Raw genomic sequence first — 14112 nt, 5'->3', positions numbered from 1 at the left:
CGCGGCTGCATCACCGGCCGCGATGCCAACTTCTACAAATCCGGTACCTGGCCTGGCCGGTCGACAGCGTTCGGTTTGACGCCCTTCTCACTCAAGAACGCGTCCATACGCTCCCACAGATCGCGCATGTTCGCCGGAGAAGAAGGGGCATGCCCCTCACCCCAATACCGCACATAGCGCGCGTCTTTCCCGGCGCGGCTGAGCGCGGCATACATCTCATCGAACTGCGACATGGAAAAGCTGTCCATGTCGGTATGGAACAGCAGTACAGGCGCATCGATCCGCGGCGCGAGGAAAACGGGACTGTTGCGGATGTAGATGTCCGGGTCATCGAACGGCGTTTTGCCAATACCGAAGTCGTTTCCGGCGATGCTGTCGTACCTTCCGAAATCGCCGAAATAGCTCCCGTAAACTGACGAGTAGACCCCATTCGCTCCGAAGTAATGACTGAAGAGATCGGCCCAACTGTTCACGGCGATGACCGCCTTGAACCGATGGGAATATGCAGACACGTACAGCGCCGACACACCGCCCTGACTATATCCGAACAGCGCCATCCGCGCCGGGTCGGAGACCCCGGCGGCCACCAACGCCTGCACGCCGGCTTCGACCGCGCTAGGCATCCCTGCGATTGGGCCAGCGTCCGTCCGGAGCAACTGCCGTGGCAGAGCCAGGCGTGCATAGGCGTAGCCCTTTCCGGCCCAAATGTAGGGGGAATCGATGCTCGGCGCGTCCAATCGCGCATCACTGGGGCCGCAGCGTGGGACGGCGTTGGGATACACCTCGATAATCGTGGGCAGCTGCCGCGCACCACCATTGCCAGGCGGAAGCAACACGCAGCTCTCGATCGTCTGCGCGGGGCCGTTCCCCAGCGGATCGGCGACCTGATAGGACACGGTTTTCCAGGTCCCCAGATCGACCTCGGCCAGATGGGCATTGATCCGTGCGATCTCGCGCGGCGCTGTGCCACTGCCACCTGTCGTCACGAGCAGCCGTGACCCCTGCCCCTCGTCGGCACGGAAGAGCATTGTGCTGGACGCCAACGATCCCGCCAGCGGCGTGGCATCGGCTGCCGGCGCGTCCACCACGACCGTGCGGGCTTGGCGGTTGTCGCGCAGGTCAACCATGACGATCTTCGCCGGGCCGGGCCCACTGACGTCAAACAAGGCCTCGTCGCTGAACTCCGGGCGGGCAACCAAGCTGCGCGTCGAGAAAGTCCCGGAGGGCAGGAAGCGAAAGCGCCCCGGCAGTTCAGGCGTGAGGCGGCGGCGCTCGCCATCTGCACCAAGGCGATACACGCCATCGGCCGCCACGACCGTCAGATGATCGAGCCCCGCGTGCACCGGCACGCCCGACACGTCAGCAAGACCATCGGTCAGGTTCCTGGACGTACCGTCCGCGGACAGACGGTACCAATCGGGCTTGGACAGACCGACCGGACGCACATCGCGGTAAGTGAGCCGCGGCGCCTGGCTCTCCGACGCGGGAATACGCCGGGCAAACACGGCCAAGCCATCTCCGAGAAAGCTCACCCGTTCCGGGCGTTGCAGCCAGCCGCGCTCCCGCTCCGATGCCAGATCAAGACCAACGTGGTCATAGCGCACGGTGATGCCCGTTCGCACGTCGATCACGTAAAACCTGCCCGTGCGCGGGCCTTCACCAGGCCGCCACCCGTATGCCGCAAGGCGTGTCCCTTCCGGCGACCAGGCGATCGTGTAGGGGAAGAAGTCCAGTTCCGGAGCCAGACACCGCGCGCGGCCGCTCGCCACATCGAAGACGGTCAGGCGGTAGCGGCGCGGATCGTCCGTCACGGGTGCATTGGGATCGGTCCGGCGTGGCTTGGAGACCGCAAGCGCCGCCACTAACCGCCGATCCGGGGAGACCCGCAGGTCGGCATACAATCCGTTGGCGATGACCGTTTCTTTGCCGGTACGTGCATTGGCTAGCAACAGGCTGCCTACTTCCTGTTGGTCGGACTGATCTTGAGCCACAGTACGCACTTCGCTCGCGGTGACGGTATCGCCGCGCCAGGCCGCCTCCCAGGCCTTGGCTAAGGTTCGCCCCGTATGGGCGCGCACGCTCGTCAGCTCGGGTGCATCGCCCTCCGGTAGCGCCGCGTAAATGAGCATGTCATCGGAGACCCAGACCGGGTTGTGCGCGCCATCCCGGCTGAAGGCCGGCGTCCGCGCGAACCTCACCGCCTTCTCGGCTGCCATATCGTAGGCCGCCAGCGACAGCGTACCGAGCCGGTACTGCATGACTGCGAGAAAGCGACCGGAGGGAGAAAACCCTTGCTGATAGCTGTGCGGCGCAGGATCGAGGCCCGGCAGCAACTGCGGCGTAGCGCTGGCTTTCGGATCGTATCGCCAGAGCTGATGACCGGTATGTTGCGCCGCATAGGTGCGAAAACTGAAGTCGTCCGATTGATCGTAGGGACGCAGACGCTCGAAGACCAACCAGCGCCCGTTCGGATCGCTGATCGCCGCGCCGAGCCCTTCCACGGCCAGCACGTCATCCGCCGACACGGGGTGGGTGCCCTCCGCAGCCATGGCTGGCGAGAAAGCAGAGATGGCGAGGATGCTGGAGAGGACACGCGCGTACATGCCGTAGATGGCCATGGCTTTAATTGGATGATCGAAGAGGAAAGTGATAACGAAATTAGGTAAATTATATTTGGCTTATAAGCTTCTTATAGCCGAGCATCGGAGCTACGCTTCCTGGGTCATGACTTTCATGGCGTCACCCAACGCAACATTAAGGAGAATGATCATGGACATGAATGCACAAGATCACCGCGAATTGATGGAAGACGAGTTCGAACCGATCGAACTCGGCTCCGTCTCTGAGGAGACGAAAGGCGCCCCGGGACAAATATTCGAGAATACCGGCCAGCCTGTCTCAATGCCCTGATTGCTGCCTGTAAGTGGGGGCGGTTCGAGCCCCCACTTATTGCCATGTCTTGCTGATCGCCATCGTCACATAGCGTCCGATTGCGGAATAGTTCGTCGAATCGAATGGCGCAAATCTTGAATTCGGTTGCGTGATGGTGGGCGGCGCACGGTTGAATAAGTTGGTGACCGATAGTTCAAATGCCAAACCAGCCAACGCCCTATTATTTGCTTGGATCTCATAGCGCGCAGTAGTGTCGAAGGTCGTGAAAGAAGCCCCGTTCTCTGCGACTGCCGTGACATTATTGGTGACACCAGAAGTATAATTGGCAAACGCCGATAGACTAAGCCCCGCCTGACTCCAGACAGCACCGAGGCGACCGTTAAACTTCGCCGGAAAGTAGATTTTTCCGGACAAATCAAACGCATCCTGCCCAGCAAGATTCTGCTGCGATAGGTCTATCCAACTCACACCACCCCGAACAGCCAACTGACCTGGAGCAAAATCGAATCGATAGCTCCCTGTCAGATCTAGGCCCTTGGCTTTTTGCCGAGCGACGTTCGTGTATTGAGCGGAGACTATCGCAATGACCCGATTTGGATCGTATGTGGTAGATGTCTGATTATAGAAAGCCTCGTTGTAGGTCGAGATTAGTTGCTGTTGTTGGTCAAGAGTTGGATCGTAGCTAATGAATTCAGAATAGTCTGCGGGGTTGCGCAGGCTAGTCAGAATATTTGAGAACGGGTAAGCAACCCGTTGCCTGTAGTCGATGGAGAAATAGGTGATCTCAGTATTCAGGTCAGGTAGGGTTTCGGGATGGAAAGCCAGAGACACCGTCCAGGTGCGAGCGCGTTCTGGCTCAAGATCCTGGTTGGCGCCAAAGGACATCAACACCGTGTCTGTAGCAGCACACGAGGTGCATCCCAATTGATTCGCCCGCCAGAGATATGTGTACTTCCCAAAAAACCGTTGGTTCAACGTCGGTGCCTTGAACGAGCGCCCCCAAGACGCCTTGAGGGTGATGTCTTCGACAGGATCGTAGATCACCCCAAGCTTCGGGGTCGTAACTCGGCCAAAGCTGTCGTAGTCCTCCGCACGCCCAGCAACACTAAACTCGAGCCTCTGCACACCAGGTCGCGCATTATCTGATCCAATGACAGGCCAAGACAGCTCCGCATACGCGTAGCGGTTTCGCTGCTCACCTTCAAAGTCCGAGGACGAAAGGAACGACCTGTTCGCATACTCATCGCGGCGCCCGCCGACGCCAACCGCCAGCCTTACTTCCCGCGACCCAAACGAAACCAGTGGCCCTTCCGATCCGATCTCCCACGTGACCGTGTCATTGCAATAGCAGCCAGCTGACGACGGACTGGCAGAGCCATTTCTGACGAGATTGTTAAGGAATACATTCTCTCCACGGCTACGTGACGCGCCGAACCCGAGCATCCAATCTCTTTGAAGCGATATTTCTAGAGCCGGTGCCAGTAGTGTCGTCGTTGATTCTGAATGATTAGCGAAGTAGTAAGTCGGATAGGGGTTAGAAGAGGACGCCTGCCTGACTGTCCTCAACGCGTCCAACTTCAACTCGACACGCTCGCCAAGACGCTGGTAGGCGCTGATCAGGCCGCTATTGAGCTTACTCCCGTTGTAGAGCGTTGACGGATCTACCATCGACTGCGTGTACGCACGCTGAGCCGCGAAGATGGGATCCGTACTGGATTTCTTGAAGGTTCCAATCAAACCGCCGGACTCCCAAGCCGCTCCGGCGGTGACGGTGTAGTCATGTCGTTCCAAGCCACCATCGGCAGAATCGCCGTACAACGCCCCCACCACCACACCGTCAAAGTCGCGCTTGAGGATGACGTTGGCGACACCGCCCACCGCGTCGGAACCATAAATGGCCGATGCGCCGTCCGGAACGATTTCGATACGCTCTACGGCTTCGATGGGGATAGCACTGATATCAATGGCTTGGTTCAGCGAGTCATAGCTCAGACGACGTCCATTGAGCAACGTGAGAGTGGCGTCGGGTCCGAGGCCTCGGAGGTTCAATGATGAACCTCCACTCTCATTTCGGTTATTTGAGCTGCCCGCTGTAGCTCCCAAATTCACACCTGGATTTTGACCGCCGCGGAAGTTCTGCGGAATGCTGCGGATCACGTCGCCCAGGTCGGTGAAGCCCTCCTCCTTGAACTGTCGCTCGTCCATGGTGATCGTCGGCGAGGCGCTCACCCCGCCGCGGATGCGCGTGCCCGTCACGGTGATGGTCTCCAGCGTCTGCTCTCCCGTTTCCGCTTGTTCGCCCCCCCGCTCAACCGCTTTGCTGATGGCGATCGCACCGTCGCGCGCTTTCTGCCACGTCAGACCCGTGCCCTCCAGCATGCGCCGAAGCCCTTCCTCGGTGGTGTACTGGCCCTCCAAGGTGGTCGTTTCGATACCTGAGACAACATCAGGCGAGAACACCAAGGTGATGTCGGCCTGTGCAGCGAAGGCATTGAGCGCAGTGCCAGCTGACTGCGCCGGCACTTCGAATTGCGTCACGCTAGCATCCGGCTGCGCGGCGGCGCTGTTGATGGCCGCTCCGGTGATCAGGATGGCAGCCAACGCGTTACACAACACGGAAAGCCGGTGCTTGCGGATCACAGTATGGTCTTGCATGGATGCGTTCTCCCCCGAGAAGTAGAATAGGTTTCCGGTCGCGCCACCGGCTTGCTATAGAGACGGGTCGCCGCACCAAATCCGCCATCCGGAGGTGGCTTACGTGGGCGTTTTTCGTCATCGACAAGGTGGTCGAAGCTGACCAGCGCCCCGCACGCACTTGACCGACAAACGAGATACAGGCCTTCATGAGATCGCCGGTATGTGAGCGGTGTGCCTCCCAGCAACCGGGACAGACCTTCGTCCACCGTGAACGTGCCTTGCAGCGGGCGCGTTTGAATGCCGTCCACGACGTCGTAGGCAAAGATCAACGTGATATCCGCTTGGCGCGCGAATTCATTCAGTGCGGTGGCGGCGACCTGTTCGGGAATGTCGAACTGGATCTTGGCAGGGTCGGCACGAGAACAGGCTGGGACGCCAAAGACCACGAGCGCCAGAAGCAATACGAACGGTGTGGCGACCTTGCCCATCGGTGTCTATCCGTAAGGGCTTTTCGATGCCCGGTTCACACAAGACGGGGCATTGAGGGCTTTCCGCCATTGCCATCAGGCGCACCGCGCCAAGTGGTGCGTCTACCGGGCGATGCGGACTACTGGCGGTTAGATGGGGCCGTACGGGCCTGTACGTAGATCAAGTTGTCGGCTCCTTTGCGCGTTGCGATCGGAAAGGTCCGGCTCAACGCATCGAGGAAGCCCTCAACATCGCCAGTGCGAAATCGCCCGCCCACCCGTAGGTCGCGGATACTGGCATCGGCCACCACCAGGCGCGTATCCGAATAGCGGTTGAACTCGGCAAGGGCCTGAGCCAACGGCTCCCCATCGAACACGATTGCGCCTTGGCGCCAGGCCAAGGTGTTAGCAACCGCGGCTGGGGCAATACTGTCCACCGGCGCAGCCTGGGATATAGCGTCGTAGCGCTGTCCGGCGACCAAGGCACGTGTCGCGGGCACCGCAGTTTGGCTCGCGCCAGCCCGTGCCCGCGGCGCTGGCGTGGCGGCCGTCGGCTTCACTTCCACCCTGCCCTCGGTGACGATCACCTCTACGTCCAATGCGTCGCGAACGCGCACATTGAACTGGGTGCCAACGGCGCGCACGACGATGTCGCCGGCGTGCACCAGGAACGGCCGCTCAGGGTTGTGCGCCACTTGGAAGGTGGCTTCGCCCTTGCGCAGATGGATCACGCGCTGCCCGCGGCTAAAGTTTGTTTCGAGGATGGTATTGGTGTTGAGTTCGACCACGGACCCGTCTGCAAGTGTGGCGCTGCGGTGCTGCCCGACCGCCGTTGCCAAGGTCTGCGATTCGTTGTCCCGTTGGCGCCACATATAGATGACCGCCGCAAGCGTAAGCGAAGCGACCAATGCCCAGGACGATATCACTCGCAATTTTCCGCGCTTGCGCTTGGAAGGGGGGGTGTAGAGCCGCCGCTCTTCGGCCACGAAGGTGGCAACCTTTTCATCACGCTTGGCCTCGGCAAGTTCATCCAGCGCCTTCCACACCCCGCCCAACTCCTCGAAAGCACGGCGGTGACGAGGATCGCGGCGAAGCCATGCCTCGAACTCGGTCTGGAACTCAGACGTGATCGCCTCATCGTCCAGACGCCAGACCCATACGGCCGCCTCTTCTTCCACCTCGACAAGACTGCGAAGCCTGACTACATCGCTCACAACGCGCTCCCTTCATCCCTGGCGCGGCACGCGGTCTCTCCCATCACCGGTGCGTCCACTCCACTTGCGAGATCGCGTTCGCGCAGGTGGTCCCGGCAGCGCATCAGGCCTTTGACAACGTGCTTCTCGATCGTACTTTGCGAAATTCCCAGCACTGCGCTGATCTCCGCTTGCGACAACTTGTAGACCTTCCTCAACACGAACACGCGCCGACAGATCGGAGGCAGCGCGTCCACTGCTGAACAGAAGGCCTCGAACCGATGACGCGCATCGATTTGCTCTTCCAAAGGAGGAGCATCCGTAGAGACGCCCAGCGCATCGAAATCCGCCACGGCATCAGTAGCGCGGCTGGCGCGACAACGCACCAGATCCACTGCAAGGTTATGGGCGATGGTGATCAGCAACGCCTTGGGCGATTCGACGGTGGTGTAGTCCTGGATGCCGTGGACGCGCAGATAGGTGTCCTGGATAACATCGTCGATGTCTTCAGCGGCATTCAGGTACTTGCGTAGATACCCCTGCAGCATCGGACGATGGCAGAAGACCTGGTCGAGAAACCATTGATGGCGATCGATCGACATGTCGGGGGCTGGCACAGCGGCTGTCTTGCCTATGGAACGCCTCTCACCAGGCAATGTAAAGTAAAATCGGCGGTCAAGTCCTTGTTTTCGTTACCTAGCAGTAGGAATGGCGGAAATGGCACTGTAGCCCGTCTTCTATACGTTCCAGCCACGGCTGTTTCGCGGCCTTGGCAAAAGCTGCGCTGTGCGCCCGATCGGATGTCGTCCCCAGGGCCGCAGTTGACGGAGAACGCTGATAGCAACTCATGCCTTCCGGTATCTCCCAGAGGCGTCCCTGGCAAAAAAATGCCCGAGCGTACTCGGGCAACAGGGGTAAAAAGAGAGCGGCTCAGCCGACACGGCACCGTGGCACCATGCGTGCCTTTCTAAGACGCGTTAGAAAGAAAAATCCGCGCCTCGATGTTTGGCCGCGGCCGTTTCGACACTGCCATACCCGCCTTGCTTGAGGGGACCACAGTGGAAATCACCGTGCAACCAGCTGCTCACTTCGCTCGCATCAAGTGCAGGCGATCCGCGTGACCGCGCCATGTCCCACTAAGAGCAGCGTCGCACATTTTTTAATCGGCAACCGGATTGACTACAAAAGTAAAATTTCGTAATTATACAAATATAGGTTCACTGTTGCGATTATAGGAACATGGCTGGAAATCAATCACTGGAGCGTGGGCTCACCATCTTGAACCTGCTTGGCACGTCGGATGCCGAGTTGGGGATTCGTGACATTGCGCGGGAACTAACGTTGAGCCCCACAATCGTGCAGCGCTTGGTCAATACCCTTCATGCGAATGGCTTCGTCGCTCAGGCGAGTGAAACCAAGCGTTATCGGCTCGGGTATCGCGCGATCGTCCTGGGCAGCACCATGCGGCGCGAGGATAGGCTGCTGTCCGCTGTTACGCGTGAACTCGCCGATCTTGCCGACAAACATCATCTCAATGGCTATCTCGGCGTTCTCCGTGACGGCGCAGCCATGTATCTCGACAGCATCCAGAGCAGCGGGCCAATTTCCGTCCGGATACTGCCCGGATCACGCATCAACCTGCATTCCACTGCGATCGGGAAAATGCTGCTCTCAACATTGCCCGAAATTGAGGTTCGTAAAATCCTCGGTCCAGAACCTTTGACTCGCTACACCGCGAGAACTCGGCAAACCATTGCAGAGTTACTTTCTGACTTGGCCACCATTCGGCACCAAGGCTATGCGACGGTGTTCAGCGAAAATATCGAAGGGGTGGCGTCAGCCGCCGCGTTGGTGCGTGATGCCCGTGACGAGCCCGTCGCCTCGATCAGTGTTGCACTACTCCCCCATGAGAATGAGCCAAGCGAGATGGCCAACGCCATCCGTCTCGTTCGGCAGGCCGCCTACCGGTGCTCTCAGTCGATTGGCTACGCAGGACCGCCGCCAAGGCTCACCGATGATTCCACAATGCAGGAGGCAAGATGAACGACCTATCCCTGGAAGCCGGCTCGCAATGGGCAACGGCTCAGCGCCTGGTGAACATGCCGAGACTACGAACGGTTCTCTCGGCCGAAGGCATCGATGCCATTGTTGCCACATCGCCTGAGAACGTCACATATTCTAGCGGCTATTGGGCGCTTTCGCAGTGGATCCGGCGTGGCCCCCAGACCTACGTCCTGATTCCCGCTGCAGATCCCGAGAACGCTTGCTTAGTAGCCGCCAGTTCGTTGCTCGACCTTTTGGCTGATCAACCGGTGTGGGTTAAGGATGTCCGTCGTTTCGGGTACTTTCGCTTGGATCGCAGTGAAGGGCAGCTTGATCCACTAAGCGCCCGGCAAGCCGTGCTCGATGACCTACCGGCTGACGAGGACGCGATGGCCGCACTGGTGGCCGCAATCGAAGCCCGCGGGCTCTCTTCTGCCCGGATCGCGGTCGATGAACTGGGCCTATTGCCCGGCAATTGGGAACAGTTGCAGGCACGTCTTCCCCACGCCCAACTCATTCCGGCGATGCGCCTCTTTCGCGCGATCCGAGCCGTCAAAACGGCGAACGAGATCAACTCCCTGCGGCAGGCAGCACAGATCACCGAGCGTTCGATCGCCGCGGCACTCGCAATCGCACGACCGGGCATCACGGAGATCGAAATGGCACGTGCATTCCACGCCCAAACGGTGGCAGAAGATGCCTGGCCTGTCCTGGGTTGCATTGGCTTCGGCTCGCGCAGCGCTATGCCCAACGTTCAGCCTTCCGAAGCAGCACTCGCCAAAGGTGACATCATTCGCTTCGACGCGGGCGGTCGCTACAAACATTACCGCGCTGATATTGCCAGGATCGCGACGCTTGGACCTGCACCAGACCGCGTCCGCCAATACCATCGCGCGCTTCATCTCGGCGTTGTGGCGGCACTTGAAGCGATCAAACCCGGCGTTGCGGCATCCACGATTTTTGACATCGCCGTAGAGACGGTTCGCCGCGAAGGGATCCCGCATTACGCTCGCTCGCATGTTGGCCACGGCATCGGTCTAGATGGTTACGACCTCCCCGACCTGACGCCAACAAGCAAGGACATCATTGAGGAGGGCATGGTCCTGTGCGTGGAGACGCCCTATTACGAACTCGGCTGGGGCGGACTGCAGGTCGAGGACACCGTGGTCGTCCGCGCCGATGGCGTGGAAACCTTCATGACCACTTCAGGGGCGCTTATGGAGATGGATACATGACAGCTGCTATTGAGAACATCTCCAACTCGCTAAGTCGAGCCAACCTATCTGCAGCATCCGGTGCCGAGGTTCGCGCGGCAGTGCGCGCCGGCCGATGGACGCGCGCGACGCATGGACTGGCGCGAGGCTACGTCCAAGCTAACCTGGCAATTCTGCCCGAAGCTTACGCTTATGACTTCCTCCTTTTTGCACAACGCAATCCGAAGCCTTGTCCAATTATCGAAGTCACGGAGACGGGGAACCCGGAGCCCAGCTTTTGCGCCCCAGGGGCTGACATTCGCAATGACCTGCCGGGTTATCGCGTTTTCCGCAATGGACAGCTAGTTGAGGAACGGCGCTCTATCGCCGACCTCTGGCGTAAGGACCACGTCGCCTTCCTCATCGGTTGTTCCAACTCAATGGATGAGGCCCTAGAGGGCGCCGGCATACGGCAACGCCATCTCGAAACAGAGGACGGCCGAATCTCCGTCTACACCTCTTCCATCCAATGCAGATCGGCCGGCCGGCTGCACGGCCCCGTCGTCGTCACCATGCGGCCTATCCCCTACGATCGCGTTGAGGAAGCCCGAGAGATTAGCAGTCGCTATCCGCTGGCGCATGGATCACCACTGCATGTCGGCGATCCCGCCGCGATTGGCATTCCCGATCTCTCCAATGTGGAGTGGGGACGCTTCAATGCCCTGCGCGAGAACGATGTCCCGGTCTTTTGGGCGTGTGGGGTTACGCCCCAAGCCATCGCCATAGCGTCCGGCATTCCCGAGATGATCACTCATGCAGCTGGACATATGTTTGTGACCGATATCCTGCTCGGGGAGACCCGCACATGAATGCCGTTTCAATGTTGAAGGAAGCCTCCATTGCTGGTGCCGGTGTCGCAGTGGAAGCAATCAAAAAATCTTACGGTCCATTCGTCACGGCTGTAGACGACGTTTCGCTCACAGTGAAACCGGGAGAATTCGTTTCGATCTTGGGGCCATCCGGCTCTGGCAAGACGACGCTCCTGATGATGATCGCCGGCTTTGAGAAGCCGACATCCGGCCGCCTGATTATCGGCGATCAGGACATGACACACACGCGCCCCGAAAAGCGCGGCTTGGGCATGGTATTTCAGCGGTATGCGCTATTCCCCCACATGTCGGTTGCCGACAACATCGCTTACCCACTTAAGCGACGCGGCGTGGATCGCGCGGAAATTCGACAACGAGTCGAGGAAGCTTTGAAGTTGATCAGCCTCGATGGTCTGGGCACGCGTATGCCAACAGCCCTGTCTGGCGGTCAGCAGCAGCGTGTCGCCGTGGCCCGCGCACTCGTCTCCCAGCCGCCGGTCATGCTGATGGACGAACCTCTGTCGGCCCTGGACAAGAAGCTCAGAGACCAGATGCAGCTTGAGATTATGAGGCTACACCGTACCGTAGGCGTCACGATCATATACGTGACGCATGACCAAGAGGAGGCTCTTAGCCTATCGGACCGCATCGTCGTTATGAACCGAGGTCGGATTGAACAGGTAGGCACTCCCGATGAACTTTACGATGAACCTGCTTCACCTTTTGTTGCCGACTTCATCGGACGCACCAGCTTTCTCATAGCGACGTGCCTAGCACTGGAAGGCACCGACGCCCGGATACGACTACATGATGAGGCCGATGTTATTGTGCCACTCAATCGATGCCGCGACATCGAAGCGGGAGCTTCTGTCCGCATCGCGTTACGGCCCGAAGCGCTGAGGTTGGCCGTCGACGGAACCGCGCAGCTCCTGGGGACATTGGAAGGATCCCGTTTCGTCGGATCATCAGAGCTTGCCTTTATCCGCCTTGCCAATGGTGAGCTTCTGCAGGTCCAGGCAGAACCTGGCGCGTGCAGGAAGTTGCAGGTCGGCAGCTCTGTCGGAATTGTCCTCGACGCATCGCGCGCGAGCGTCTTTCGGGAAGGAACCTGACAATGGCCGCCCGTATGACCAACACCTCTACTGCCGGCATCTACAATCCAGGCACGGCGTTGATCCTGTTATTGCCACTGATCGCCCTGTTCTGCGGCGCTTTCCTCTATCCTGTCGGGCGCCTGCTAGCAATGGCAGTGTTCGACCCAGACTTTACCCTGCGGCATCTCGCCAGAGCCATGGAAAGCACACTCTACGTCAATGTCTTCCTACGGACAGCCCGTATCGCCGCGGCCGTGACATTGGCTGCATTTGTGTTGGGCTATCCGGTTGCGCTGCTGATGTCGCGGCTGTCAGGGCGCACCGCACTACTGGTCACCGCTTGCGTGCTCGTGCCGTTGTGGACCAGCGTACTTGTCCGCTCTTATGCCTGGATCGTGCTGCTGCAGACGAACGGACTCGTCAACGGCCTGCTTCGGTGGCTCGGGCTCACCGATGCACCACTCAAGCTCCTATACACCGAAGCTACCGTGCTGGTAGCGATGACGCATGTTCTGTTGCCCTACATGATCCTTCCGATCTTCGGCGCGCTGCGAGCGATACCGGCGGACTACGAGCGGGCGGCGCGCAACCTCGGTGCAGGCGCAATCACAAGCTTCATAACAGTGACGCTGCCACTAAGCCTGCCTGGCATTTTCGCCGGTTGCCTCATCGTCTTCATTCTGTCGCTCGGCTTTTACATAACGCCGGCGCTTGTCGGGGGACCAGACACGCTGATGGCCGCGACGCTCATCAGTCAACAGGCAACCGAACTTTTGGACTGGCCTTTTGCGAGTGCTCTCTCGTTGCTGCTCCTGGCCGGCACGCTTGTCGTTGTTGTCGTCTTCAGACGATTCCTCTCTCTGTCGAAAGGTTTATGACATGTCGATCGTGTTGGACACTGCCAGACGTCTTGGCGGTGATGTAGCGCTGGCTTGTTTCGTCTGCATTGTCCTGCTGTTCCTCGTAACGCCGACACTGGTCGTTATTCCGATGTCGTTCGGCGAAGCCGAGTACATCGAGTTTCCCCCCGGCGGTTTTAGCCTTAAATGGTTCGAGCGCTACCTGACCGATCCCGACTGGATTGATGCCACGTTTTTCAGCCTGAAGATTGCCGCCGGGGCAATGATCGGGGCAACCCTCATCGGCACCGCAGCGTCTGTCGCACTAGCAAGGAGTCGTCTGCCAGGGGCGAGTCTGCTGTATGCACTGACCTTGAGTCCGCTCGTTCTGCCCCACATCGTTTTGGCGATCGCGCTCTACCTGGCATTCGCGCCCCTGCAACTGGTGGGCACAACCACCGGCTTCCTGCTCGCTCATACGATGCTCGGCGTGCCATATGTGGTTATCACCGTATCCGCTGCGCTCCGAGGCTTCGACCCGATGCTGGAACTCGCCGCACTCAACTGCGGCGCATCGCGAACACGCGCTTTCTTCGATGTGGTCTTACCATCCATCTGGCCGGGAATCACCGCCGGTGCGATCTTCGCTTTCCTTGCTTCCTTCGATGAAGCGACCGTGTCGCTTTTCCTCTCCGATGTCGGGGGTAAAACCCTTACGCGGAAATTCTTCGAAGACATCGACTTCAATCTTACTCCCGTCATCGCTGCCGTCTCCACGATCATGATCACGGTCTCGGTGGTGACTATGGCGGCAGCGGCAATCATCAAGAAGCACCAGCCCCCGACAACAACCGAAGAGGAGATTTCGGTATGAGAACGTCAGCA

General features: G+C 59.4%; 12 protein-coding genes. 7 read left to right on the top strand and 5 right to left on the bottom strand.

Features of this window, described 5'->3' with window-relative positions:
* Window positions 1–32 precede the first annotated feature (32 nt).
* Window positions 33–2618 carry a prolyl oligopeptidase family serine peptidase gene (locus NRY95_05385; GenBank protein UYC17396.1) on the bottom strand — a complete coding sequence of 862 codons (2586 nt, stop codon included), beginning with the start codon at window positions 2616–2618 and terminating at the stop codon, window positions 33–35.
* A 151-nt stretch (window positions 2619–2769) separates the two neighbouring features.
* Here NRY95_05385 and NRY95_05380 point away from each other — a divergent pair, with 151 nt between their 5' ends.
* On the top strand, window positions 2770–2910 hold the full coding sequence (locus tag NRY95_05380) for a hypothetical protein (protein UYC17395.1): 141 nt from the start codon (window positions 2770–2772) through the stop codon (window positions 2908–2910).
* A 36-nt stretch (window positions 2911–2946) separates the two neighbouring features.
* Here the strand turns inward: NRY95_05380 and NRY95_05375 are convergent, their stop codons facing one another.
* The 4 genes from NRY95_05375 to NRY95_05360 all read right to left on the bottom strand — a co-directional run bounded on the left by NRY95_05375 (window position 2947) and on the right by NRY95_05360 (window position 7791).
* A complete protein-coding gene (locus tag NRY95_05375; protein UYC17394.1) occupies window positions 2947–5547 on the bottom strand; it encodes a TonB-dependent receptor in 2601 nt (866 codons plus the stop codon).
* Window positions 5529–6017, bottom strand: a complete 489-nt coding sequence (locus NRY95_05370) for an STN domain-containing protein (protein UYC17393.1) — start codon at window positions 6015–6017, stop codon at window positions 5529–5531. Before NRY95_05370 ends, NRY95_05375 begins: the two co-directional genes overlap by 19 nt.
* Before the next feature lie 119 nt (window positions 6018–6136).
* On the bottom strand, window positions 6137–7210 hold the full coding sequence (locus tag NRY95_05365; protein ID UYC17392.1) for a FecR domain-containing protein: 1074 nt from the start codon (window positions 7208–7210) through the stop codon (window positions 6137–6139).
* A complete protein-coding gene (locus NRY95_05360; GenBank protein ID UYC17391.1) occupies window positions 7207–7791 on the bottom strand; it encodes an RNA polymerase sigma factor in 585 nt (194 codons plus the stop codon). The genes NRY95_05365 and NRY95_05360 overlap by 4 nt, the downstream gene beginning before the upstream one ends.
* A 637-nt stretch (window positions 7792–8428) precedes the next feature.
* Between NRY95_05360 and NRY95_05355 the strand changes: the two genes are divergently transcribed.
* The 6 genes from NRY95_05355 to NRY95_05330 are packed head-to-tail and all read left to right on the top strand — an operon-like array spanning window position 8429 to window position 14101.
* The gene (locus NRY95_05355; GenBank protein ID UYC17390.1) at window positions 8429–9232 is read left to right on the top strand and encodes an IclR family transcriptional regulator; all 804 of its coding nucleotides are present in this window, start codon (window positions 8429–8431) and stop codon (window positions 9230–9232) included.
* Complete coding sequence (locus tag NRY95_05350; protein UYC17389.1) at window positions 9229–10467, top strand: Xaa-Pro peptidase family protein; 1239 nt, start codon at window positions 9229–9231, stop codon at window positions 10465–10467. Before NRY95_05355 ends, NRY95_05350 begins: the two co-directional genes overlap by 4 nt.
* The gene (locus NRY95_05345) at window positions 10464–11294 is read left to right on the top strand and encodes a putative hydro-lyase (protein UYC17388.1); all 831 of its coding nucleotides are present in this window, start codon (window positions 10464–10466) and stop codon (window positions 11292–11294) included. The genes NRY95_05350 and NRY95_05345 overlap by 4 nt, the downstream gene beginning before the upstream one ends.
* On the top strand, window positions 11291–12406 hold the full coding sequence (locus NRY95_05340) for an ABC transporter ATP-binding protein (protein ID UYC17387.1): 1116 nt from the start codon (window positions 11291–11293) through the stop codon (window positions 12404–12406). The genes NRY95_05345 and NRY95_05340 overlap by 4 nt, the downstream gene beginning before the upstream one ends.
* A gap of 2 nt (window positions 12407–12408) precedes the next feature.
* Window positions 12409–13266, top strand: coding sequence for an ABC transporter permease (locus NRY95_05335; GenBank protein UYC17386.1), 858 nt, complete (start codon window positions 12409–12411; stop codon window positions 13264–13266).
* Between the two features lies 1 nt (window position 13267).
* Window positions 13268–14101 carry an ABC transporter permease gene (locus tag NRY95_05330; protein UYC17385.1) on the top strand — a complete coding sequence of 278 codons (834 nt, stop codon included), beginning with the start codon at window positions 13268–13270 and terminating at the stop codon, window positions 14099–14101.
* The last annotated feature ends 11 nt before the right edge of the window (window positions 14102–14112 follow it).

Source organism: Xanthomonas campestris pv. phormiicola, assembly GCA_025666215.1.
In the GTDB taxonomy this organism is placed as follows: Bacteria; Pseudomonadota; Gammaproteobacteria; order Xanthomonadales; family Xanthomonadaceae; genus Xanthomonas_A; species Xanthomonas_A campestris_A.
Note: the sequence above shows the minus strand (reverse complement) of the source record. Positions and strands in the feature narration are given on the sequence as shown.